The 25,493-nt window shown below is 43.7% G+C and carries 15 protein-coding genes; 3 read left to right on the forward strand and 12 right to left on the reverse strand.

The features are described from left to right. Positions 1-24: 24 nt before the first annotated feature. The 11 genes from AACM02_RS05080 to AACM02_RS05130 form a co-directional block, all read right to left on the reverse strand. Positions 25-1,866, reverse strand: a complete 1,842-nt coding sequence (locus tag AACM02_RS05080) for a metallophosphoesterase (RefSeq protein WP_339116258.1) — start codon at positions 1,864-1,866, stop codon at positions 25-27. A gap of 11 nt (positions 1,867-1,877) precedes the next feature. Further along, on the reverse strand, positions 1,878-2,543 hold the full coding sequence (locus AACM02_RS05085) for a lysoplasmalogenase (protein ID WP_339116259.1): 666 nt from the start codon (positions 2,541-2,543) through the stop codon (positions 1,878-1,880). 11 nt (positions 2,544-2,554) lie between these two features. Next, the gene (locus AACM02_RS05090; protein WP_339116260.1) at positions 2,555-4,141 is read right to left on the reverse strand and encodes a GH39 family glycosyl hydrolase; all 1,587 of its coding nucleotides are present in this window, start codon (positions 4,139-4,141) and stop codon (positions 2,555-2,557) included. A gap of 2 nt (positions 4,142-4,143) precedes the next feature. Further along, positions 4,144-5,214 (reverse strand): hypothetical protein, encoded by a 1,071-nt coding sequence (locus AACM02_RS05095; RefSeq protein WP_339116261.1) that lies wholly within the window; start codon positions 5,212-5,214, stop codon positions 4,144-4,146. A 54-nt stretch (positions 5,215-5,268) separates the two neighbouring features. Then, positions 5,269-7,485 (reverse strand): GH92 family glycosyl hydrolase, encoded by a 2,217-nt coding sequence (locus AACM02_RS05100; RefSeq protein ID WP_339116262.1) that lies wholly within the window; start codon positions 7,483-7,485, stop codon positions 5,269-5,271. Beyond that, a complete protein-coding gene (locus AACM02_RS05105; protein ID WP_339116263.1) occupies positions 7,482-9,776 on the reverse strand; it encodes a DUF4091 domain-containing protein in 2,295 nt (764 codons plus the stop codon). The genes AACM02_RS05100 and AACM02_RS05105 overlap by 4 nt, the downstream gene beginning before the upstream one ends. Before the next feature lie 78 nt (positions 9,777-9,854). Continuing rightward, complete coding sequence (locus tag AACM02_RS05110) at positions 9,855-11,477, reverse strand: SusD/RagB family nutrient-binding outer membrane lipoprotein (RefSeq protein ID WP_339116264.1); 1,623 nt, start codon at positions 11,475-11,477, stop codon at positions 9,855-9,857. Positions 11,478-11,495: 18 nt separating this feature from the next. After that, a complete protein-coding gene (locus AACM02_RS05115) occupies positions 11,496-14,870 on the reverse strand; it encodes a SusC/RagA family TonB-linked outer membrane protein (protein WP_339116265.1) in 3,375 nt (1,124 codons plus the stop codon). A gap of 313 nt (positions 14,871-15,183) precedes the next feature. Further along, complete coding sequence (locus AACM02_RS05120; RefSeq protein ID WP_339115938.1) at positions 15,184-16,626, reverse strand: transposase; 1,443 nt, start codon at positions 16,624-16,626, stop codon at positions 15,184-15,186. Between the two features lie 120 nt (positions 16,627-16,746). Then, a complete protein-coding gene (locus AACM02_RS05125; RefSeq protein ID WP_339116266.1) occupies positions 16,747-17,925 on the reverse strand; it encodes a FecR domain-containing protein in 1,179 nt (392 codons plus the stop codon). Between the two features lie 84 nt (positions 17,926-18,009). Then, the gene (locus tag AACM02_RS05130; RefSeq protein ID WP_339116267.1) at positions 18,010-18,543 is read right to left on the reverse strand and encodes a sigma-70 family RNA polymerase sigma factor; all 534 of its coding nucleotides are present in this window, start codon (positions 18,541-18,543) and stop codon (positions 18,010-18,012) included. A 254-nt stretch (positions 18,544-18,797) separates the two neighbouring features. On the opposite strand from AACM02_RS05130, the gene AACM02_RS05135 reads away from it, so the two are divergent. From AACM02_RS05135 to AACM02_RS05145, 3 genes are all read left to right on the forward strand, one after another. Further along, entirely contained in the window at positions 18,798-20,318 is a 1,521-nt protein-coding gene (locus AACM02_RS05135) for a TldD/PmbA family protein (protein ID WP_339116268.1), read from the forward strand. Further along, positions 20,315-21,634 (forward strand): TldD/PmbA family protein, encoded by a 1,320-nt coding sequence (locus tag AACM02_RS05140; protein WP_339116269.1) that lies wholly within the window; start codon positions 20,315-20,317, stop codon positions 21,632-21,634. Before AACM02_RS05135 ends, AACM02_RS05140 begins: the two co-directional genes overlap by 4 nt. A gap of 237 nt (positions 21,635-21,871) precedes the next feature. Next, positions 21,872-24,133, forward strand: a complete 2,262-nt coding sequence (locus AACM02_RS05145) for a transglycosylase domain-containing protein (RefSeq protein WP_339117435.1) — start codon at positions 21,872-21,874, stop codon at positions 24,131-24,133. A 26-nt stretch (positions 24,134-24,159) separates the two neighbouring features. Here AACM02_RS05145 and AACM02_RS05150 read toward each other — a convergent pair whose 3' ends face one another. Then, entirely contained in the window at positions 24,160-25,467 is a 1,308-nt protein-coding gene (locus AACM02_RS05150; protein ID WP_339116270.1) for a tetratricopeptide repeat protein, read from the reverse strand. Positions 25,468-25,493 lie beyond the last annotated feature (26 nt).

Consider the following 25,493-nt stretch of genomic DNA (forward strand, 5'->3'; position numbering starts at 1 on the left):
GTTTCAAAATGGGCTTATGATAGGTCATCTGAGATATTCATTAAATTCTATTAAATCACTGTATATCGGATTCATCCAGAGACGGAGGGTTTCACGTCTGGTAAAATCGAAGTATTGTACCTCGAAGGTATGTTCACCTTTTTCCAAAGCAACATAATTATCCATTCTGATTTCGTAATGCATTCCGTCATTGTTAATGATCTCTTTGCCGTCAACCAGCAAGCGGCTACCATCGTACGACTCCAGGAGGAATCTGTATATTTTTGTCTCAGGTACGGTGAATTTCCCCTGAAATCGTGCAGCCCAATGGTTTTCAACTCTCGGTTGTATCACATCCAGAGAAAGGGTATCTGTCATGAAAGTTTTCAAGGGTTTTAGTTTGTCAAAATCAGGAAGTACTGTATAAAAGCCCTCATAATACTCAGCTTTTATTTTTGTTTTTCTTGCTTTCTTTTGTGCCGGCATCAATGTAAGTTTTGAAAATGTACGGGTACTGGGACGACTTTCTACTCCAGCATTGTTTTTCACAAATGCAGTGAGTATGGTTGTTTCATTCAACGTCACTTGCATTTCTTCCGAGGTGGTTAACTGATATGTCCCATTTGCTTGAACGACCAAAGTGCTGTTCGGATTCGGATTTCTAACAATCACTTTTGTTTTTTCCATAAAAGAGAACGAATCACACTCAATAAGTGGAGTTGTTAACCATGTCCTGTCTTTGACTTTTTCCCAACGGTCGAATGCTAAACCTGTACTGTCAATAGCTTCGAGAGAAAGTGTATTATCCCATATCTTTATTTTGATGTAATGATGTCTGCTTTTGGTTTCGGCCATAAACCACGTCCTGGATATGGCTGCTTCATCCAGCTTGCCGCCGCCACCGCCAGTGGTAATGTACGTTACCCCTTTTTCCGTATCAATCTGTCCCTGATAAATAGGCATGGTACGCTCGTAATTATGAATATGTCCGTTGAAAACGAGATCTACCCCATAGGTTTCATACAAAGATCGAAGCTGCGTGGTGTTCGGGTCACCGGTAATGGTCTTTTGTTCGACCAGGTTATAGTATCCCGAGGAGACATAAACTGGATGGTGATGGAGTGCTATTTTCCATTGTACATCCGATGAAGCGAGTGCATTTTCAAGCATCCGATACTGTTTTGATCCGGGAAGAATATCCATATTGGTATTGACAAAAATAAACAGGGTATTTCCTTTTTTTTGCGTATAGAACCATTTGGGTTCAGGTAAATCAAAATATTGGTAATAAAAAGCACTGTTGCCTTCGTGATTTCCAAGGACGGGATAGAGTGGATAAAAACGAAACAGGTCTCGAGCCGGATAGAAGAATTCATCCGTCCAATCATCTTTATTTGGCCCATACTGTATCATATCGCCTACATGCAGTAAAAAGGTCGGACGTTCCTGTGCAATCATTTCGGAAAAATGTCCCCACATCTCGGGACTGTTTTGCGTATCGCCGATAACGGTACATACAACAGGTTGGCGGTGGAAATCGGGAACAGCATAACGACTGATAGGGCCCCATAAAGTATCCCTGCCTGCTATCGTAGCAATGCGGTAAACATACTGTTCGCCTGTTTTTAATCCATTGAAAGTCACCTTGTGCAACAATCCATTTTTGCTTTCCTGTTCTACCTGTTTAAAATTTGCTTTCAGCGTATTGTGTTCGGCAACAGCCAGGAATGCAATGGGCCTGCTTATTTCGGCTGTTTCGCACAATACATGAAATGAGGTATCGGTAACATGCTGGATATAGGGCTCAACGATGAATCTGTTCTGTCCTTGTAGCAGATGAGCAACCGGTAAGGTGAGTATCAAAAGATAAAATATTTTGCGTGTCATTGTGAATTATTTTAATTGGTGTTTATTTGATGATTCTTTTCGTTATTTGCAGTCAAGATCAATGCGAGGGTCATCAGAATGTGGGATAAATAGTAAGTGGGCATAATCAGGAAATTCGATTCGTTGATACCCGCGAATTCTCTGAAAGCAATGATCGTATCGGAAAATAGGATACTGGCGAGGCCTGACACAAACAAACATTTTGAAAGTATAGGGAATCGTATACCTGCTGCAGTAGCAAATGAAACGCACGATATTAGCAGGTAGCTAAGAACTGCTGCTATTAATATCTTGTCATCGATATAGGGATAAATTAATAAAAAGAAAAAAACAAGATATGCAACTAAGATTACATACAACACCTTTTTATTGATTTTTCCGTTTTTCAATGAAAACCATAGATATCCCAAATGCGCTACGAAGAAACAAATGATCCCATAAATAAAACGAATGGGAATCCCCTTCCTGTGACTTAGGAACCAGTCACCAATGATTGAAAATAAGAGTGCAGCAATGAAAATCCATATTTCTTTTCTCCTTTTCATGTTGTACACTATACAGAGAATAACGATACATGAAAGGGCAACGCCGAAACTAAAAAACATGCCGAAGCCATATACTGCCAACAAGGCACATATGATGGGGATTATTATCCATACGCTGTTGTATTTTCCCATTTTTTTACTTGTTACAATGTTAAGTCGATGGTGTACAAATTCATACTATGTCGGGATAAAACGACATTAAACGATAATGTACCTGAATGGTCGGATATAATAATTTCGTTTTCGAGCTCCAAATTGCTCACTTTTGCGGACCAATCAGCGGGTAGTCTACCGGGTACTGAAGGTGAACCTATTTTCAACCATTTCGCATAACTGTTATTATACTCCCTGTTCAGCTTATATATTTTAGTTTGATATTCTGTATTGGGAATCAGTCCGTTCACGTCGATCCTGAGTTGATCTGTTTTTGACAAATCATCATCGGTCTCATTAAAATTGTATACGATGAAAGCCAATTCCTTCGACCCGATGGTCGGGATAATTCCCAAGCGGTCACCCGGGACGTTGCCAATTGCCTTTAATCTCTCGGGTTGCAGTTTGGCCAATAGCTCAAATCCCGTCAATATGGGTTTGGGCGTATGACCCCCGGTAGTCAGTTCCCGGTTTCCGGTAAACATTTCATTTTTTTGATCTTCCCACGAGAAGCCCCAGTAAAGCAACATGGAAGTTTTAAAATCGTAGTTGTCTTCGAGTGCATACAGGCAGTCAATCAGCTTTGTCATGAATAAGGGTGAGAACTCATTGTTACGGTATTCAAGCTGTGGATATTGCGCTTGTGCCTTTTGAAAATTAGAACAAACACCCCACTCATTCAGATGAAAATCAATATCTTTTATACTTTCATATTTATCCAGCAAACGTTTGATCCAGTGCAACTCTTGCGAAAAACGGCTTACCTGGGGAACAATTTCCGGAGGAGCATGTAACCATCCTCCGGATAATCCATAAATATGATGGGAAATAAAATCTATGGGAGAACCTACTTCACCGGTTACAAAGTTTGTCCCTGATGTCACATGATCTAAAAATGCTTTTAATGCATACAAATTGTAAGTTGCCGGTCCACCAACCTTAAAATCCTGATCATATGATTTCACAACATCAGCAAATGTATCATAAAGCCTGAAAAAAATATGAAGATGTTCGGTTGGCCAATTGTCGGGTTCATTCCATACCTCGTAATACCAGGTTTTTAACTCTTCCTTCCCAAATGTTTCTATCAGGTTTTCCATAAAAGCTCTCATCAACTGTTCCCATTCCAACCAATCTCTCGGTTGTGCATTTTTCCCTGTAAAACCTTCATTGTTGGTGTCGTTACCCAATGGCTTAGCAAAATTGTCGGGAAAGAAATCGAATTCAACTATGGGTTTGATTCCGTGTGTGAGATAGTTTTGAAAAGTATGATTTATCTTTGAAAAATCGTAATGGTATTTTCCATCAGGATCATATACTACAATCTGGCCACCCTTATCGTCGCTGTTGAAAGTGAAATGGCTCCGTATGTATTTAATGGAATTGTAACTGCTAATTCGGGATAAAAGATACTTTCCGGCATCATCATCAGTCATTTGAAACATAAAATCGTGTCCGGCAGCTTTCCAGAAATAGTGATTGATTCCCGCTTTCTCCTGTATATTTAAAGTGAAAACAGTTTGTCCTCTTCCGATTAACGGAATAAACAACATCAATAATATAAAAACCAGCTTCATTATTACCAGATATTATGCTCAATATACGATAAAGGTACTGTTGCCATATAGATCGATGACTTACCTTCATGAGACGAATAATAGGATACCCATAGTTTATTATCGTAGAACACCATGCCGGCATAACTGCAATCCCGGTGGGAAGGTAATTCGGTTATACAGTTTAACCGGTTGTCATCACCAAGGAGATAAAGGGTCGCATGCTCCTTTTCGTATTTATACGAACGGGACGCTACAATGAACTGTTCGTCGGTATACCTGATCATCGCCGGTCCCCCAAGACGTTCTGTGGGTATCCATGTCCATTCTGTATATGGTTTGAATGATCTGCCGATATATCCTTTTCGATCCTCTTCATTATCCCCATCACGCCGGATCACCATCACCATTTCATCGCTGCGTTTAAAAGCAATAGACGCTTCGCTCGGAGATCCCGGAATGTTGAGTTTGGTAATGAATGAATAATGGGTACCATTGCTTGTCTGTACCAGATATACAGCATTGTCTGTATAGACCACTCCGTAACCTGTACCACGCCACCATGTGATACGCCATAACCAATTATGCCCGGTTGTGAAGTTTTCATCGAAGATAATCTCTTGCAAAGCGGAGAATCTTCTTGTCTGATCATCCAGAAACGACACTTGTGTATTACGACTATTGATCTGTTTTTCTTTATCCTTATCCCACTCCAGGGCACCCACAAGCAACATCAGTCGCCCTTCGGGAGTGTTCGACAGTTTCGGATCGCGCAGATCGAATCCCTCTTTGCTTATCAAAGCAAACGATATCCAGTTGTATCCATCCTCAGAAGAGAGAATTCTGATTCTTCCATTCTGTTTAGAAGGAAAGATCAAATGTGAATCAGCTTCTCTGAATGTGCAATAAAATTTCCCCTCATGCCTTATTAAATCAGTAAATGCATTGTGGTTCGCGTGATCCCATATCTTTGCGACACGAAAAACAGTTTCCTGAGAGAAGCATAAATTGGCATGAATAATAAGCAACACAGATAACATCCACATCGGGTACCATCTTCTTCTTTTTAAAAAAGTACTTTTTATAATTTCCATTTGAAATAATTTATATCAATTTCGAATATGTGGATCCATCTGATCAGCTCTTATTCAGAAGGTTTCTTTCATGCCGGAAGGAATATCTCCCGACTTACCCCACTTTTTATTGGGTACATTTCCCATTTCAAATTCCAGCACTCCACCCGACACGATGGTATCATAGGATATCCAGCATTGATCGAATTCCACTCCGTTTAGCGTGGCAGATTGGATATAGAAATTATCCTCACTCACGTTGTTTGCTTTAACCGTGAAGACGTTTCCTTTCTCCAGCTGAATCCGGTACTCGGGAAATATGGGAGACCCAATTAGATAATAAGGCATCGCAGGATCTGAGGGGAACAACCCCATGGCACTCATCACAAACCAGGAAGCCATTGCTCCTGCATCGTCATCCATGGTTTCGATATACCCTTTGGTGTCTGCCCTGAATATGCGTGATACGACGGGTGTTTCGTATAAACCATGGTTGTGGTAGCGTTGCGTTACTTCTTTGGTTGTAAAGATTCGTGCCCATTTCTGGGTCAACCAGGGCTTCCCGAGATAATTAAACAGGAAAGGGGCATGTATATCGGGTTCATTGACCATCATAAACAGGTCATTTTCAAAAAAGTACTCCAGGTCTTGGGCCAACTGCTCTTTGCCTTCGCGCAGCGACGCCAATCCCTCCACATCATGCAACACGAACCAGCGATAGTGCCACAGATGTCCCTCGTACACATGTTTTTCAAAATCCTCTACGTCTTCCACCTCTTTTCCTGCAGGAGTAAAAAAGCCACGCATCGTCCCTTCCCGATCTTTTTGCGTGGCACACCACACATTTCTATATCCAAGTGCTTTGATTCGAAACATTTCGGCATCCTCTTCTTTCCCCAATTCTTTCGCCATCAACATGGCAACATAAGCGTGGTAAAAATGTTCCAGTTGGTCACTGATACGCTCTCCCTCTGCATTCAAAGCATACTCTTTCATCCCTTCATAGGCAATTGATGCGTCGAAATCCCTGATCCCCTTATTCCAGGCATCCATTACTACCGTACTATTGAACTCCATGCGGATATGGGGTGTGGGAGAGTATTTTGCATCTCTTCCCTCCTTGTTCTTGTGTGCGTAATAGTCAACCAGTGAACGGGCAATGTTTCTGGTGTATGAAGGTTCAAGCAACGACACCAATGAATATTTTCGAAAATCATCCCAGAGACTCCATGCAGAGTAATATGTGAAGTCGGGAGCAGTTTCTTTTGTGTTCAATACCATATTAGGTTGGTTCAAAGGGCGATAGTCGCCATTTGAAGCACTTGACAAATGTGGCACCAAGTAGCTATGGTACAAATGCGTATAAAAAATAGTTTTCAATTCTTCCGAACCTCCGATCACCTCCACTTTCCGTAACATTTTTTCCCAACGACCTGCACAAAGCTTCTGTGCCTGATCAAAGTCCCATCCTTTAATCTCGTTCTGAGCCTCTTCATAGGCCAATTCCTCATCGACTGTCGACAGACCCACTTTTAGGCAAACTTGGTTTTTTCCGTTTTCGGGATATTCCAACCATACACCAATTTGTTTACCTTGTCTTTCATTTACTTTTCCACAATCTGCACCATCCCATGAAGTAAATGTTTCAAAGGGTTGATCACTGACGATGGCAAAATAGAGTGTATGATATCCCCCTCCACTGTTATGTAGTGATTTGAAATATCCTGTTATTACGTTCTCACTCTTGATATTTATTTTTGCATCCAGCATTCCTACATAACTATGTGATAGGTCAACAGCCACATAGCGATTTTTTCTTTGATCCTTAGGAAAGGTATAGCGATGAAACCCTACGTGGTCCGAGGTCGTTAACTCGACATTTACCCCCGATTCAAGCTTGACCCTGTAATAACCCGGACGGGCTTCTTCGGTACTTTTTACCAACGGCTCGCGAAACTTCTCAATCTGATTGGTAAACAGGCCTATGCCGGGTTTGATGAGCAATCCGCCTCCCTTTCCCTTGGAGCCCGCACCGGCAATACGGGTATGCGAGAATCCCTCAATCGAATCGTCCTCGTAATAGTATCCGACGTGCGAATCCCCTTCGGTTTCGGGTGAAAGGTGTACCAATCCGAATGGCATGGCTGGTCCCGGATAAAGCATGCCGTTATCTCCTTCGGTGCAGATGAACGGATCGACATAATTCAACGGATTATCATGTACTCTTATTGGAGAGGTACAACAGATAACAGACAATGTTGCAAGAAGAATGATAGGTTGTAGATATCTCATTGGCTTTTTTTAGTTTTGAATATTTCAATCATTTCAGCAATTTCCTGTCTTCTTTTTAAAAGAATATGAGGATCTTTTGCATAAACAGTATCACTGGCAACTATTTCATCACCTATATGCAGTAGCGCCTTTGCCTGTTTTACCAAAGAGGCTTCCTCAGGAGAGGCTTTTGAGACATAATTTTCCAATATCTTCATATAATCATAGTCATCCATTCCATCGCGAAGAACCGACAGTCGAATGGAAGGAACGGGCCCTGTGATGTAAGCTCTTTTATCTGTTTCGGGTTGACGGTTTGGTGGGTAGAAAAACATGCCGTCTCCATTTCCAAATTCAGCAGCACCTCCTACCGGATTATTGTATCCGCCAAAATATTGCATGGTGTTGTCCCACACAGACTGTTTTTCAGGGGATATCCCCGGTGAATCCCAGTAATTGCTACACCAGCACAACAATCCTTTTAGTCCCCATTTGTAGGATAACCAAGCCCATACACGCAGATCAACAGCATGGGGGTTATCAATAAAAAGATTCAGATGGGGTAGCTTAGGCCAGGTCATCAGGTAGGACCACATCTCACGGCCTTTGTCCATCCACGGTTTGGATGAATCGTAGTTGAATCTCGCCAAAACGGGGCAACCGATATCCGTAACATCCATGATTTCAGGGCCGGGGTTGTTCTCTGTGATCAACGTCGTCAGTTTTGGCGCAGCCTTTTTAATCATTTCCATCCCTTCCCGCACAAACCAGTAGTATTCCTGTTTCGGCTCGTCAATCCAATACAGATATTCTTTTCCAAGCCATCCCTTTTGTTCCAAGTGATCCTGCAATTGTGACAAAATAGAAGTAATCAGTTTTTCATATTCTGGTGTACCCCCTACAAAACCATTGAAATATTGAGTTGTTCTTCCATAATAATTGCCTTCTCTCAGTTCGGGGATTTTGTATCTGAAACCCGTAAAACCATATTCATCGAGATACTTTTCAGCAGCATGATCAAAATCATCAAAATTCAAGTTCACCTTTAGTTGATGAATGTCTACTTCAAAATCTCCATGAGGAAGAAGGTTTTCCTTCGTGATGACATCCTCGAAAAGAATGTTGTCAAACCATGTGGTTCCCACAGGCTCTTGTGCAGTAAGACCGTAAGGGTCGTTCAATACGGCATAAAGCTGAATGCCGGCATAAACGGCTTCTCGTGGAAAAGGACGGTATATCATCATTTCGTCTTTGTAGAAAAAAGGAAGATCCGGGTCTATGTATAGGGAATCGGCTTGCCATGATGTTGATCCGTAGAACCGCTTGAACTTGATGTCGTAAGGTAGTTCCTGGCGATTTTTATCGTAACATTTAATGGCGACAGCATACACCTGTTTTTCTTTGTGCGTTTTCACCCAGAATTTAATGTTATAGGGCTTTCTATAATCAATTTTAATCAATTCGGAATATGATGCCGGAAAGTGAGAACTGTAGTTGCGGTCATTTACCTGGAAGGAGTATCTTCCCTCAAATACAGTATCAGGGTCGTAAGTTCCGCCCGACCAGGGTATGCCGGTTACACTTTTTTTGATCTCATTGCCCTCATAGAACTCCTGTGGAGATATGCGGTATTGCCGGAAAGTCTGAAAATAGAGCTCCTGAACTTTCAAATAATCTTCGATATTTGTGAGGTTATGGTATCTTTTTACGTTGTTTCCATAAAATCCAAAAGCCGAACGCATAACAGGAGAAGGAGGAAGAGCAAAGTCCCAGACATGCAGCTTTATGGATACTTTTTGTTCCCAATTTTCGGAGCGGAAAGTCAAAGCTGAAATGTAATCTCCTTTGGGTGTGCCAGGGGGAACGTAAACAGTAATCCATAACGGAAAGCTTTCTCTTTCGTTTACCGTAAACGGCTCGCTGTAAGCCGGTAATGGATCGGGATAAAGACCGGATTTATGCTGCAATCCCGAAGCGTTTTTCACATGAACATATTCCACCAAACGAACAGACAAGTTTGAGGTATCAATTTCGTTTCCGTTTTTATCATGAAAAGCCTCTAATGTAACAGCAACGTTGCGCAGTGTTTGTCTGCCTGTGAGGACGACCTGGAATGATTCGGATTCATTTCTTGCTGAATAAATCTGAACTGTTTTTTTGACGGAAGGAGTTTTATGTTCCTGCATTATCTTATACACTCCCTCTGTCCACCAGATAGAAGCTGCCCGATCTTTTCGAAGCAGATATCCTTGCGAAAAGAGTGAAATGGCCGATAGCGTCCAAATTATACTGATCGCAAATAGCTTATTCATAACATTTTATGATATTATTCCAAAAAAGATAGGGGAAGAAAAGACTTTTCTTCCCCTTGAGAAGAGAAGTCTTTCGTATTAGTTACCATTGGGATTTACATCCCACCAGAGAGGAGTAGATTCGAGATCAGGACCGCCCAGCAATGTCACTGCTTTGGCTATTTCATCGGGTTGCCCCGTTTTTTCATCATCGGGATACGGTAATCTGGTTACAATCATACCTCTTGATACATCAATATTCGGATTCATTGAATTCTTTTTTGGATAGATTTTTGGGAGTCGTGTTCTCCGATATTCTGTCCAGGCTTCCCAACTATCCGGAAACAGTGCCAACCATTTTTGGGTCATGATCTGCTCATACTGTTTCTCACTGTTTGATGTGTATTTCACGGGGATATCTGTCATTGGTGGATCATAATAGGGATGATTATCCGGAGCGACGGGTGTTGCAAGGCTGTTTATGTAGTCCTGAATTTGGGATGCGGGAAAAGAGGCCCCTCTCCACTGTCTAATAGAGACTTCAATCCCTTTTTCATAGAACGATTGAGCGGTGCCTCCCATATTCCACCCCCTCCAGGCACCTTCGGCTTTCAGAAACCAGGTTTCGGCAGCATTACTCACGTTTATGGGAACTTCTGTAGAGACAACATTTTCTCCAACCCATCTCGGTCCGAAGTTGGAATAAAGTTTAAATGCAACAATATCCTCAGCCGTAAAACCACTGGTCAAACCATGATAACCGCCTATATTTGCCATGATTTCAGGTTGGTCAACGGTAGTCTCTTGCTTCACAACAGAAAAATACTCCTGAAGGCGGGGATCCTGGTATCCTTTCAAAACGCTTTCCATGCTAGTACTCATCGAGTTTTGATGCCATCCTCCGATACGGCACATCCCATTTTGAACACCGTTGAACGAGGGAAGATCCATGATCATGGCGTTGTCCTCATTATTTTCCATCATCACACCCTTAACCGCTGCTTCCGCTTCGGTTTTTGCCTTTTCAGGATCAACATTGGATATCCGGCAGGCTAGACGAAGGCGCATGGTGTTGGCAAATTTTATCCATTGAATAACTTCACCGTTGTAAAGGATATCCCCTGCTCCAAATACATTTAATCCGGGATTCCTGCTGACTTCGGGAGTCAGATAGTCAACTGCCGCAGTCAGATCCCTGAAAATATTGTAGTAGATGTCTTTGACACTTTCATAGGGGATTACATCTTTGCCATTGCCTGCTTCGGTATAGGGCAAGGGTCCCCAGGCATCCGCCATCCGGTGCATTACATATCCTTTCCAGATCATGGCCACGTGGTATGCAGTAGGGTTTTCATCCACAGTATTGTTCAAGATAGCCACAATAGCTGGAATGGACTGACTGTAAAAAGTCTTGAATACCGACTGCTCGTGCGATAAATGAAGTACATTTTGTTCCCTGTCAACTCCTCCGATGACTGTGTACCCGGAAAAATGATCAGAGATATTGCTTTTACCCCTGCTGTATTGATCGCTGGTGAGTAAACAGTTCCCTGAAATCTGGGCGCGTGTAAAAAGGCCTGCAAGTTCCTTGTCGGTAATTTCCATCAATTGGGTTTTATTCAGGTTGTATTTCTCAAACTGATCAGTACAAGCAAAACAGACGATGCATATCCATATCAGAGAGAATAGTTTCTCTCTTTTTATAATATTTAGATGTTTCATATTTGATGAATTTAATGGTTAAAATGATAACTTAATATTTAAACCAAAAGTGCGTGCCCCCGGCAGGAATGAGTTCTCAGCTCCTTGCCCATTTGCTCCAGTATCGTAGGTGACATCGGGATCAAACCAGTCGCATCCGTTATAAAAATATAGCAAGTTCCTCCCCACCAGTGATACCCTCACGGCGGAAATCAGTTCACTCTTAACCGCGAAATTATAACCTAATGAAAGTTCACGCAAGCGTGAATTGGTAGCTTCATGGGTAAAAAGCTCAGAGGGCCCGTTGTTTGAGCTCCTTCCTCCTACGAGTGTTCCGTACGCCTCTGCATTTATTGTCACGTCGTTAGGAGTGCCATCCTCCTTTACGCCTTCAAAAATAAATCCATCCCGTCCATATAGCGTGGCCTCACTACCTCCTGTAGACATCAGCATGGATTCTGTAGCAGATGTTCTGATTCCACCGTAATTCAAATCAATAAGAAAATTTAAATGCCAGTTCTTATAGCTGAATGAGTTGGATAATCCGCTTTGCCAGTCATAGTTATAGTTTCCAAGGTAATGGTCAGGATCGGGTGTTATGATGGGTAATCCATTGTCGGATACTATGATCCTTCCTTGCGTGTCGCGCCTGAATGTTCTTGAGTAGATCTCCCCATAGGGGCGTCCCACCTCTACCCAGCTATTTCCCAAAGAGAGATTGGGCATACTTAGTTCATACCGGTCAACCCCCTGGTATAACTCAAGTACCTTGTTTTTGTTGCGTGAAAATGTCAGATAGGAATTCCATGTAAAGTGTTTATTCTCTATCAGTTTTCCCGAAAGCATCAATTCAATCCCTTTATTCTGGATATCGCCACAATTGATTTGGGTACTGGTATATCCTGAAGTAGGTGGTGCCGTAATAGATATTAACTGATTAATGGTGTTTGATTTATACCAGGTAAAATCAAGGCCAATCCGGTTATTCCAAAACCGTAGTTCCCCTCCCAATTCCCAGGATTTGGATTTTTCAGGAACCAGTTGTTCTGCCACTTTCGTGCCACTTGTGGTGATTTGCCCAATCGGCCCGTTCGTATTTCTTCCGTAGGTCTGAAAGATGGACGCAAAGCCCACTCCATTTCCTACTTCAGCATATGATCCTCTGAATTTAGCGAACGATATGATATCGGGTAGCTTGACCATTTCAGAAAGGATGGCGGTTGCACCCACAGAAGGATAGAAATAGTCGTAAGGGGGTGGAAGCGTGGAGTTCCAATCGTTTCGTGCAGTGAGGTCGAGATAGATCATGTCTTTATAAGCCATTTGAGCCGTTCCGTAAAGACTTTGTGTTTGTACCCTCGATTCACTGTCAGTCGTAGTGTTTGATGCCCCGAAGTTCAATGCAAATTTATTTTCCACCGTCAATCCGTTTGTGGTAGCTGATTGGCCTCTTGCTTTACTGTCTTTCACCTCACCTCCGACCATTACGTTAAAGGTTAAACCGTTGGAAATTTCTTTACGAAAATTAAGCATGAAATCTGCTGTAAGATCCTGTGCTTTTCTGAAAGAGGTGTAATAATTTCCTTTCCCATCATTCACGTAGATCGCATCCCAATATATCTTTTCCTCGGCATCATCATGGATCGCATCCATGGAAACCCTAGCTTGAGCCGATAACCAGTTGGTGAATTCATATTTTAAGGATGTAAAAGCCGTGGTTCTATTGCGACTGGTAGGTGCTACCCGACGATAGAGCGACCAATAGGGATTGTTCAATGTGGACGTGCCTCCCGGTACCCAGATATTTTGTTTGAGAGATCCTTCCTCGTTGTAGTATTCAAAATCCTTCAAATCCACACTTCTGAGACTTCTTGGCATGCGCAATAAATTCTGCATGGGGCTGAAGTAGTCATCACCACTTGCAGGTCGGCTATCCATATCCTGCATAAAAGAGGTAATCTTGAAATCCATTCGTAATTTGGGGATCAACTCGGCATTAAGGCGTAAGTTGAAATTGTGTCTTTCCAGCTTGTCTGTCTTCAGCATTCCCCGTGCCGTGGTGTTACTATAGGAGAAGTAGACTGTCGATCGTTCACTGCCAGCACTGTAAGACAACGTATTGGTTAAGTTATAGCCGTTAAGAAAGAAGTCTTTCACATTATTGGGCTGTGCCTTAAGCTCAATTTCCTCACCGGTCCAGTTGGTTACTTTCTGGCCACTCATCTTCGGCCCCCAACTCATTGCAGCAATTGTGGAGGAGTAGATACCTCCTGATCCCTGTGCGTATTCGTTTTGCAAATGGGGAAACATATAGGGCACGTCTATGGTGGTGATGGAGTTGAATTCAATCTGCGGTTTACCCATTTTACCTTTTTTTGTGGTCACGATAATTGCCCCATTATTTGCTGCAGAACCGTATAGTGCTGCGGCAGCGGGTCCTTTCAGTACGTTGATGCTCTGTACGTCATCGGCATTGATGTTGGAAAACCCATCGAAAGAGTCCACTTCACGGGTTGAATTATCAGTGGAAATTGCTCCTTTGGAATTGTTATAAGGTATACCATCCACCACAATAAGAGGTTCGTTGCTGCGATTAATCGATTTGTTACCGCGTATGATAATCCTGGAACTACCTCCCACGCCAGAAGCACCTGATGAATTAGAGATGGATACTCCGGAGACCTTTCCCGATAAGGAGGTAGCCAGGCTGGGGTCACGAACATCTGATAAGGACTCCACATTGACCAGTTCGGTAGCATAACTCAGGCTACGTTTGCTTCTTTCAATTCCAAGTGCAGTGACCACTACTTCTTTAATTCCAATTAATTCCTCTTCCATCAGCACCCTGATCGTGGTTCTTCCTTCGATGGGTATCTCCTGTGTCATCATACCAACAAACGAGAAACGCAGAGCTTTCGCTTGAGATGGAATCGTGAGGCTGAATCTTCCATCCAAATCGGTTACGGTACCGATACCCACACCCACCACTACAATGCTTACACCCGGTAGAGGGTCACCCGACTTGTCAGTTACCACTCCCGTTATGGTGTTTGTTTTTTGTTGTTGAATAATATTGATGTCCGGTTGTTCAATAGCTACAGACGGAGCAGCTTCTGTGGATTTATAGACAACGATTTGTTTGTCCAATATTTTATACATGAGTCCTGTACTGGATAATACGGCATCCAGAACTTCCAATACATTTTTTGAATTGGCTTCAACGTTAACTTTCTTGTTAATCAGTTTTTCACAGTTATCCGAGAAAACGAAAACATAATCACTACCCTTTTCAATTTCTTTACAGACTTCTTTTATAGAAGCTGTTTTTGACTTGATGGTAAATTCCTGAGAATAACTGTTATCTGCTGAAGAAAACAATATGCAGAAAAACAAGAAGAACAGGGTTATTCTCATGATTTTTAGACAATGTTTAAAATTATTGAGGGGTTTTCTTCCTTCAATTGAAAGTTTATTCATATCTTTGTACGATTTTAATTATTAATAATCAAGGTAATTAAATTCAATTTGGCCGGACGGTATTCGCAGTATCGTTCGGCTTTTTTGTTTTTCGTAAATATTATCTATCTCTGTGCATAGGCTTAAAGTTTAATTGGGTTCATTAATTACTCATGTTTCGCACTTCCCTCAAACCATTGACAAAGAAATAGAAGGGAAATGCATTATTATCTATATCTCTGTACTATAACATTTTATATTTTACAATTTCTCAATCGTCCTTAACCATCACCGAACAACACAGTGCAATGATCATGGATTCTGCTTTTGGATTGGCCAACATTTTTTCAAGTAAATCATCGGCATCCATCTCCAATACCTCGCATACTGAGCAGACTAACTCGATGAACAGCCCCCATAGCCGTCTGTCGAGTGTTTCCCTGAGCACATCGGCGTTCATTGACCGATAAAGTGCCCCTTTCGACTCGTAGTTATCGTACCGGAAACGCAGTGTCAATAACAGATAGGCTATCATGCTGATGGTCGTTTCTGCTACCTGGGCGTCAAAGTTACTGGATTGACATCTTCCCAGGTTCAACAATTGCTTCGATTCTCGATTGAACACCTCCACAACCCATCTTACCTGGTAATGCCCGATCAATCCCTTGAACGTCAGTTTCGTGTCCGTCGTCAACAAAACCTTCCATTTGTCATTTTTGCCCCGACGACTAAAGAAAAGGCAGATCTCAACACCTTGGTACAGCACCCTGGCCTGTTTGTACTGGTAACCCAGGGAACGGCAGCGCCTGGGTTTGCCCAGCATGTTATTGATCTGGGCGTGAGTCAGGCTCTTACCCTGATACTCAAACTTAGTCTTTGCAAACTTGTACATCCCGATCAGGTGAACTTCCTTGTCCTTCACACTCCGGATAGCCTGTATCAACGCATCGCAAGTAAACCAGCTGTCCACCAGGACGTAATCAACACGAAGCCCGCGATAGATGGCCGTGAAAAACATCCGCAGGACCATCTGAATCTTGTTCGTGTCCAGTTCTTCCACACGTTTAGCGGTGTACGAGTCCTTGATACGCTTGCAACTGTATTGCTTGCGGATCTGCTTTTTGGTCATCCCAAACGGGCGTTCCTGCTTTTTCCCTTTTTCCCGGTGAAGACTGAAATCCAGTGGTATGGAGGACTTACCGTCCCAGTACATCATCACCAACAGCTTGAATCCAAGCACGTAGCTGTTGGTTACATGATCCCATACCTTCCCGATCTTCTCTATACGCTTCCCGGTTTTAGACAGGGTGGTGTCATCGAAGATCAGGTAACGGGATGAGGTATCATCTACATCACTATCTTTGGACGTCACCGTCAGAAAACGATGCACAAGATGCCACATAAGCATCCGCCAGCATATGATGGAACTGTTCTTCAAGCGATAGAACACATCCTTGCCCATGGTGGAACCTTCACCTGTGGGGCTGTTCAGATAGGAGTTGACCGTCTTGTCTGAACTGACCACCATGGAGACCAGCAGGGCCAGGACCATTTTAAAATCATATCCCCGGGTCTTGAACCATTTGAACTCAGAAAGACCTTCGCTTAGCTTCAACGCCTTGAAGCGGCTAAAAATATCTTCAGCGGAAACCCTGCCGGGGGTAAAGTCCGCTTTCAACTCTTGAATCTTTTTAATATCTTTGTCCTGCAGCATATTTTAATGGTTTGGTTTCCATCGCTAAGATAATCATTTTCAATGATATATTAGCTAAAATATGCTGCTTTTTTTATCTCTTATCCTCTGATTATCAACTTCATTTTTAACTGCGAAACATCAGTTAATTATAAATACTTGATTGTTGTCCTTTATGTATTTGGTTGAGGACAGAAGCCCTATTGTAGTCATGACGTTATCCAGGTTTTCCGACAGGTAGATTTTTCCGGTACAGGTGCGCCTCTGTAGATTCACATCGTTGTCAAAGTCAAAAGAGAGGTTGTAGTATCTTCCGATCTGTTTCAATACATCCGTCATAGGGGTTTTATCGAATTCCAGGTAACCATTTTTCCAACTGATAAATTGATTCACATCCACTTTTTGCCTGTTGAATGTACCGTTGTCCGAATAAGTAGCCTGTTCGCTGGGTGATAAAAAGGTTTCCTTTTTGTTTGTGGGTTGTAAGCTTACGCGGCCTTCTACCAATACAACCGATTGCGGAGAATCGGCGTATGTGGAGACGTTGAACTTGGTGCCGTAAACCTTTACGTCAAAATCGGAGGTACGTACGTGAAAAGGCTTTTTACCGTCGGGCGCCACCTCGATGTACATCTCACCCGATGCCAGCCGGACCTCACGGTTGTTTCCGGTAAATTGTGCAGGAAACTCCAATACGGAACCGGAGTTGAGCCACACTTTACTTCCGTCGGAAAGAGTGAGTGTGGAGCGTTTTCCGTACGGAACAATGAGCGTGTTCTGCTTGCTTTTAGTCAGTTCCACCGTTTTTTCCTCACTGTCGACTTGCCTGATTTTCGCTTTTCCAGTTTTATCAAATTCTACCTGTACGTCGTTTTGAAACAACAACGAATCTTCTTCCGTAATCAGCTGAATATCTTTATTGTTTAACAGATTCCCAACAATGAGCTCTTTGTCCGCTGAATAATGGACTTTTTTTTCTTGAAAAACAAAGTGGTTTAATCCAACAATAAGTAAGGCGATCGCTGCGCAGGAAGCAACGGAGAGTTGAATAAGCCGGCGGCTTTTTATTCTTTTCAACGATCGTTCGACGGTGGATTGAATTTCATTCAACAAACGTATACGTTCATCCTCGTTTAAGGTGCTTTTGTTCAGTCCGGTTGTTTTAAGGTAGTCAATGGCTTGCTGTAAGGCAATTTTTAACTCCGGGTTTTGTTTGATAAAGCCTTCCCAATGCGCTTCTAGCTCTTCATCCGGCGCTAATTGCCAGCGGATGAACTGCTTGTCTTTTAGAAAATCGGTATGTCGTGTATAAGTTGGCATCAAGATTCGCTTTATAGATAGACGATCCGGGGGAAAATTTATCCCCTGATTTTTGAAAAATCTTGTAATTTTAACATCCTTGTGTTAAGAAAGGAGAAAAAGGAAAATAAGTGTGCCGTATTTTTCGCGTAGGTTTTGCATGGCTTTTGAGAGGAGTTTTCGGCATCCGTGAACGCTTATGTTCAGCAGTTCGGAGATTTGTTCATAGTCGTATTCCTGGACGTAACGCAGGTAAACGATTTCACGTTGACGTTCAGTAAGGCTTTCGAGCATTTCCGCCAGCTGGTTTTTTATCTGTTGCTGTTCCTCCTGACCGATAAGCCGTTCTTCAATGGTAACCTGGATATTGAAAGGCGTTTCCTGCAGATCGATCGCGGATAATTCGGCATATTCTTTTCGGGCTTTATAAATATCATAAAGCCTGTTTTTAAGTGACTTGAAAAGGTAAAACTTTATATTTGAAACATCCTGAAGCAGCTTTTCACTGGCTGCAAATTTGCAAAAAACATCGTGAATGGCATCCATAATGATTCCTTTCTCAAAACCGAGGTAGAGGGCATACGTGTACAGATCGTCCACGTAACGGTTGTAGATGGATGCGATGTTTTCCTTTCTCATTTATTTTGCAAATTTTTACAAAATGAAATACAAAATAAACAAAAAAAGTGGGGGAAATGAAATTAAAACCTTGAAAAGTGAAATAAACATGAAACATGAGGAGATACTGCTTTACGGAAACGATAGCAGGGGTATGGAGTAAAAGCTCAACAGGAATATGGATGTAATGAAATCCTTGTGGTTTACGTCTAATAATAAATTATTGCGTACTTTTACATCATATTTGAAGAATAAACCAACAATAAATCTACTTTATGGACAGACGAAATTTTATCAGGACTGGCGGTCTGGCTCTTGCCGGGGCTGTGGCTGCACCCACGTTCGCATCCGATTTAACTGGAAATAAGGAAGCTGCGCCGGTTTCATCAGCGATGCAACATTTTGGTATAACCCATGCCGATGTTCGTAAAACGTTGACGGCAGCACTGGAGAAAGGCGGCGACTATGCCGATTTGTTTTTTGAGCATACGTTTACCAATAGCGTAGCACTTCAAGACGGTGCGGTAAACCGGAGTAACTCTAACATCGATTTTGGAATGGGTGTGCGTGTCCTTTCCGGAGATCAAACCGGATATGCCTACATCGAGAACGTTACTCTCGAGGAAATGCTGAAAGCTGCCCGGACAGCTGCGCGAATTGCCAGCAGCAGTGTGAAGACGAAACCGGTTTCGTTGACTGAGAGGCCGTTGAAAGCAAATTGCTACGCAATCTCCACCCCGTGGGAAGGTGTAGCACTGAAAGAGAAAACACCCTACCTGCAAAAACTGAACGACAAGATTTTTGCACTCGATAAACGGGTGCAAAAAGTATCGGCGTCGCTCAACGACAGCACTTCGCACATACTGTTTTGTAACTCAGAGGGAGTGAGTTATTACGATTACCGTCCGATGGTAACATTGAGCGCGGTTTGTATTATGGAAGAAAACGGGAGGTTTGAGAACAGTCATTCGGCGAGAGCTTACCGGAAAGGGTTCGAATTCCTGTCGGATGACATTATCGATGTAATCGCCCGAGAAGCCGTGGAAAACGCTTCCATCTTGTTCAAAGCCATCAAACCCAAAGGGGGAGAGATGCCGGTGGTTATGGGATCCGGCGGATCGGGGATTTTGTTGCACGAAGCTATCGGGCACGCGTTTGAAGCTGATTTTAACCGGAAGAATATTTCCATTTTCTCCGAACAACTCAACAAGAAGATATGCAACGAACATATCAGTGTGGTGGATGACGGAACCATCCCGTTTAACCGCGGGTCGATAAATATTGACGATGAGGGTACATACGGACAGAAAACCTACATTGTGAAGGACGGTATCCTTACCAGCTACCTGCACGACCGCATCAGCGCCAGGCATTATGGGATCGCTTCCACCGGAAACGGCCGTCGTGAATCGTTCCGGAACATGCCTATACCACGCATGCGCGCAACGTACATGGAGGCAGGAAATGTGAAGGAGTCCGACATTATCGCTTCGGTAAAGAACGGTATCTTTGTTGATAAATTCACCAACGGCCAGGTGCAGATCGGCGCGGGTGACTTCACGTTCTTCGTAAAATCGGGGTACCTTATCGAAAACGGAAAATTAACCCAACCCATCAAGGACATTAACATCATCGGTAACGGGCCGAAAGCATTGGCTGATATTACTATGGTAGCCGATAACGACAAAATAGATAACGGCACGTGGACTTGTGGAAAAGACGGACAGTCGTGTCCGGTTACCTGTGGCATGCCGTCGGCATTGGTAAGTAAATTAACGGTAGGAGGAGAGTCATGATATCAAACGAAAATAAAAAATTGGCACAATGGGCCATGGACTATGCCCTGAAGAACGGTTGCCAGGCAGCAAAAGTATCACTATACTCGGGGTCAAACACATCTTTTGAACTTCGTGATGCTCAGATGGATAAACTGCAGCAAGCCTCGGAAAGCAGGATGAGCTTGTTCCTTTATGTAGACGGACGTTACGGAACATATTCCACCAACCGGCTGGATAAGAAAGAACTGGAATCGTTTATCAGAAACGGGGTAGAATCCACGCGGTACCTGGCTGAAGACGAGGCACGCGTACTTCCCGATGCCTCCCGTTATTACAAAGGAGGAAAGCCCGACCTGCAGCTGCTTGATCCGCAGTTCAGCGCTGTAAATCCGGACAATAAGGTTGCCTTGGCACAGGCAATTGCCGAAGAAGCCTTGGGCAAGGATCCTCGAATAATTTCGGTGGAATCGTCGTATGGTGACGGAGACGGCTTTAGTTATCAGATAACCAGCAATGGATTCGAAGGTGAAACCCAACAATCGTGGTACTCACTCTCGGCAAGTGTAGCCGTGAAAGGTGAGGGCGAAGCCCGTCCGTCGTCTTATTGGTACGAATCATCACTCTATCTTGATAAACTGGTAAAGGAAGGAGTAGGCCAAAAAGCATTGGAGCGCACCCTGCAGAAAATCGGACAGAAGAAAACGAAGTCGGGCAGATACACCATGGTGGTCGATCCGATGAATTCAGGGCAGTTGCTTCGTCCGATGCTGAGTGCTATTTTTGGTTCCGCCTTGCAGCAGAAAAACTCATTCCTGCTGGATAAGCTCGGGCAGAAAGTGGGCAGTGACAAGTTTACACTCCTGGATGAGCCCCACCTTATCGGTGCGTCCGGAGCCCGGTATTTCGATAGTGAGGGTGTAGCCACAGAACGCCGGAGTGTTTTCGATAAAGGAGTACTGAAGACCTATTACATCGACACCTACAACGCCAAAAAAATGGATGTGGATCCAACCGTCGCCAATCCGTCCATTCTGGTCATGCAGCTGGGAAATAAAGACCTGAACGGCCTGATTTCCGATGTGGCCCACGGCATCCTTGTTACCGGATTCAACGGGGGGAACAGCAACAGTTCAACCGGAGATTTTTCGTACGGGATCGAGGGCTTTCTTATCGAAAAAGGTAAACTTACCTTGCCGCTTTCGGAAATGAACGTTACCGGAAACATGATCACGTTGTGGAACTCACTTGCGGAAACCGGAAACGACCCGCGGTTAAATTCGTCGTGGCGTATTCCTTCGCTGGTCTTCGAAGGGGTTGATTTTAGCGGGCTGTAAGTAGGGCTCTTCGGTCTTTTTAACACCAATAGTGACGACTTATTCAACGGTTTTGTGTAATTTTGCGGCAAAATCTGTCAAAATCAAGAACCAAGCGGTTTCAAATTAACTATGGGGAAAAAATCGGTTTCGAATAAAAAAACAAACAAGACAATGCCGCCTAAAAACGATATTGTCAAATGGCTATGGCGATTGTTCTTTCTTTTCATTGCTGTAAATGTTGTTGCTTTCCTGCTGATGTCATCCGGATTGATTGGATACCTGCCGCGTATCGATGAACTGGAAAATCCGATCGATAAATATGCCTCGCAGGTAATTTCGTCGGACGACCAACTCTTGTTTACTTATTCTCAAAGTGACGAAAACCGGATTTTTGTAAGTTATAATGAATTGTCGCCATACCTTATTCATGCATTGGTTGCCACTGAAGACAGGCGGTATTATAACCATTCGGGAATTGATTTTATCGGTTTAGGAAGGGCTGTTTTTAAGACATTGTTGCTTCAGGATGAAAGCAGCGGCGGAGGAAGTACCATCACCCAACAGCTGGCAAAATTGCTCTATTCTCCAAAAGCCAACAATAAACTTCAGCGTGTGTTTCAGAAACCCATCGAGTGGGTGATCGCTACGAAACTGGAGCGTTTTTATACCAAAGACGAGATCATCAATCTTTACCTCAATAAATACGATTTCAACTACAATGCGGTAGGGATTGAATCAGCGGCACGTACTTATTTCAATAAACGCCCCATCGATCTGAACATACAGGAGTCGGCTATGCTTGTGGGTATGTTGAAGAATTCATCGCTTTACAACCCGGTCAGGAGAGAAAACGTGACCAAAGAGCGCCGCGATGTGGTGCTTGCCCAAATGAGAAAGGCTGGACACCTGACCCTGCAGGAAGCCGATTCGATACAGAAACTCCCCATCGAACTGGATTTCAACCGTGCCGACCACGTTGCTATTCCCGCTCCCTACTATCGCCAGCATCTGGCAAAAATGATGATGGCGGTGAAGCCCGAAAGGAAAAACTATGCATCCTGGCAAGGACAGCAGTTTACAGAAGATTCGCTCGCGTGGGAGACCGATCCGTTATTCGGTTGGTGCAACAAAAACAAGAAGCCAGACGGTTCAAATTATAACGTCTATACGGATGGGTTGAAAATCTATTCCACCATCGACTCGCGCATGCAGAAATACGCCGAACAGGCCGTTCGTGAACATTTACAATACCTGCAGCCCCAGTTTGCGGCCGAGAAGCGGGGTAAAAAATATGCTCCTTACTCCAACAGCGTGGCAAACGATGTCGAAAAATTTATGCAGACGGCCATGAAGCAGACGGACCGCTACCGGATTTTAAAAAAACAAAACTGGAGTGATGAAAAGATCCTGAGTAATTTCAAAGATACTCCCGTGGATATGAAAGTCTTTTCCTGGAAGGGAGAGATAGATACCACGATGACGCCGTGGGATTCCATCCGGTACCACAAAGGTTTTCTCAGGGCTGGATTTGTAGCGATGAACCCGGTTACGGGACATGTGAAAGCGTATGTGGGCGGCCCCGACTTCGCGCATTTCAAGTACGATATGGTAAGTAGCGGTAAACGGCAAATCGGTTCAACCATAAAGCCGTATCTCTATACGTTGGCTATGGAAGAAGGATTGAGCCCCTGCGACGGGATGGTTCACGGACCAATAACCATCATGGCTGAAAACGGACAGCCGTGGAGCCCCCGAAACACACGTGGAGCGCTTGGACATTTTGTTACCATAAAATGGGGCTTGCAAAACTCGGATAACTGGGTGACTGCCTATTTGATGAGTCTGTTTTCTCCTTACGCGTTCGCCCGGATGCTGAAATCTTTCGGGTTGAAAACTCCTCCCGATCCAGTCGTCTCGCTGGCGCTAGGGCCAAATGATGCTTCGGTGTATGAGATGGCCGGTGCGTACACGGCGTTCGTCAACCGCGGGATTCGTGTTGAACCGCTGTTGGTTACCCGTATCGAGGATTCTTACGGAAACGTGGTGGCCAACTTTGTTCCCCGGATGCAGGAGATTTTCAGCGAAACGACTTCCTATAAGATGCTCGACATGCTCAAGGCCGTGGTTGACGGAGGTACGGGAGGCCGGTTGCGCCGTCTGTACAACCTGAAAGGGGAGATGGGAGCCAAAACCGGAACGACCAATAACAATTCCGATGCGTGGTTTATGTCGTTCACACCCGAGATAGTAGCATCGGCCTGGGTAGGCGGGGAGGAACCTTCCATTCACTTCGACCGTATGGCTTACGGACAGGGAGCTACTGCTGCACTGCCCATTCACGGATTGTTCTACCAGCGGGTATATGCCAATCCCGAGCTGAAATATTCCGATAACGGGAAATTTGATATTCCCGCAGATTTCCAGCCTTGCTACGATACACAACGCTATTCATCCGATTTCTACCTGGACGAGGATCCGATAGAACAGAGCGAAGGAATTGACGATTTTTTTAATTAGCGGAGAACAAAGAGTCCGGGTTACAGTTATTTATTTCCCGACTGCATAAATAACTGCTCCCGCAATTCCTTTATGCGCTTGAAACTGACTATGTAATAAATGTTTTCTGCGTTCATTTTTTCGTCTTTGGCGATGGCGAAGCTGGCGACATCGAAATCTTTGGGGGCAGTTTTCAGGAAACGTTCGTAGGTGGTGATGGCGTTTTTGTAATCTTTTGCCGTGTCGTAAGCATGTGCGATGCTGTACAAAAGATTGTGCCGGTCGGGCTGGCGCTTATATGCGGAAAAGTAATATTGTATTGCCTTGGCGTGATCGTTCGTATTTTGATAGGCCTCCGCTATCGATATGTCGAAATCGGGCAGCATTCCTGACATCTTATCTATCTTGTCCATACCTTCCTGTAATATCTCCACGGCTCTTTCCCGGTTTTTTGTTCGCCCGAGCGCTGTTCCGTAATAGTAGAACATATTCACATCATTGCGATTAAGATCATAAGCTTTGCCGAGCCATTTCACGGCTTCGTAGTACCAACCCTTGGCGTAATTGCTCATCCCCAGGAAATAGGTGGTGGTGTAGGAGCTGTCGCCTATTTCCACAATTGCTTTCAGGCGATCTATCGCTTTGTCGAACCTTCCGGAGGAATAGTTTGCCATTCCGTTAAGTTGTCCGATGGTTTTTTGGTTCGGATTAATTTCGTTCAGGTATTTTTCGGTCATAACCGCTACCGTGTCGTATCCGTCTTCTTCCATGGCGTAAAAATATTCGCAAATACGGCTAAGCGAAAGATGATCGGACGGATTTTTCTCGTATGCTTTCGTGTAAAAATAGTTTGCCCAAATGGGTTCGTGGATGTTTTGAAACGCATCACCCGTCATTCGCAGAAGCAGCGGAATTGAGTCTGACTGGAAAACCGTTTGTGTGCTCTCGATGGTTTCCTGCCAGTTACCGTTCCGATAATATGCTATCGCTTTTTTAGTCTGAAAAAACAGATTTTCAGGCGATAGACTGTCTGCTTTTATCCAATATTTTAGTGCCGATTCTGTGTCTCCGGCTTGCGATGCACATTCTGCGGCAGAGATCAACAGTGCTACATCATCGGGGTTATTCAGTAAGAGACGTTCGTAAACGGGCAGGGCATCGGTATGGTTGTAGAGTCTTTCGTGGCTTTCAGCTTTCAATAACAGATTTTCAGCGGTTTCTGGCTGGGTTTCGAGCCATTCAATGGCTTCCCGGTAACGATATTGTTGCATGAAATCGTGTGCCGTTAGCGTTTGTGCCGATACGGAAACCGACACCATCGTCAAAACAACTGAAATTGCAAATTCGGTTTTCATAAGCGGTGAGTTAAGTGTTTATGTTT

The sequence above is a fragment of the Petrimonas sp. genome (genome assembly GCF_963921705.1).
In the GTDB taxonomy this organism is placed as follows: Bacteria; Bacteroidota; Bacteroidia; order Bacteroidales; family Dysgonomonadaceae; genus Petrimonas; species Petrimonas sulfuriphila.

Coding starts and splice junctions, on each gene's coding strand:
- AACM02_RS05150 (WP_339116270.1), bottom strand. CDS start 25,467: ATGAAAACCGAATTTGCAATTTCAGTTGTTTTGACGATGGTGTCGGTT.
- AACM02_RS05145 (WP_339117435.1), top strand. CDS start 21,872: ATGTCATCCGGATTGATTGGATACCTGCCGCGTATCGATGAACTGGAA.
- AACM02_RS05095 (WP_339116261.1), bottom strand. CDS start 5,214: ATGGAAATTATAAAAAGTACTTTTTTAAAAAGAAGAAGATGGTACCCG.
- AACM02_RS05080 (WP_339116258.1), bottom strand. CDS start 1,866: ATGACACGCAAAATATTTTATCTTTTGATACTCACCTTACCGGTTGCT.
- AACM02_RS05090 (WP_339116260.1), bottom strand. CDS start 4,141: ATGAAGCTGGTTTTTATATTATTGATGTTGTTTATTCCGTTAATCGGA.
- AACM02_RS05115 (WP_339116265.1), bottom strand. CDS start 14,870: ATGAGAATAACCCTGTTCTTCTTGTTTTTCTGCATATTGTTTTCTTCA.
- AACM02_RS05140 (WP_339116269.1), top strand. CDS start 20,315: ATGATATCAAACGAAAATAAAAAATTGGCACAATGGGCCATGGACTAT.
- AACM02_RS05085 (WP_339116259.1), bottom strand. CDS start 2,543: ATGGGAAAATACAACAGCGTATGGATAATAATCCCCATCATATGTGCC.
- AACM02_RS05105 (WP_339116263.1), bottom strand. CDS start 9,776: ATGAATAAGCTATTTGCGATCAGTATAATTTGGACGCTATCGGCCATT.
- AACM02_RS05110 (WP_339116264.1), bottom strand. CDS start 11,477: ATGAAACATCTAAATATTATAAAAAGAGAGAAACTATTCTCTCTGATA.
- AACM02_RS05100 (WP_339116262.1), bottom strand. CDS start 7,485: ATGAGATATCTACAACCTATCATTCTTCTTGCAACATTGTCTGTTATC.
- AACM02_RS05135 (WP_339116268.1), top strand. CDS start 18,798: ATGGACAGACGAAATTTTATCAGGACTGGCGGTCTGGCTCTTGCCGGG.
- AACM02_RS05125 (WP_339116266.1), bottom strand. CDS start 17,925: ATGCCAACTTATACACGACATACCGATTTTCTAAAAGACAAGCAGTTC.
- AACM02_RS05130 (WP_339116267.1), bottom strand. CDS start 18,543: ATGAGAAAGGAAAACATCGCATCCATCTACAACCGTTACGTGGACGAT.
- AACM02_RS05120 (WP_339115938.1), bottom strand. CDS start 16,626: ATGCTGCAGGACAAAGATATTAAAAAGATTCAAGAGTTGAAAGCGGAC.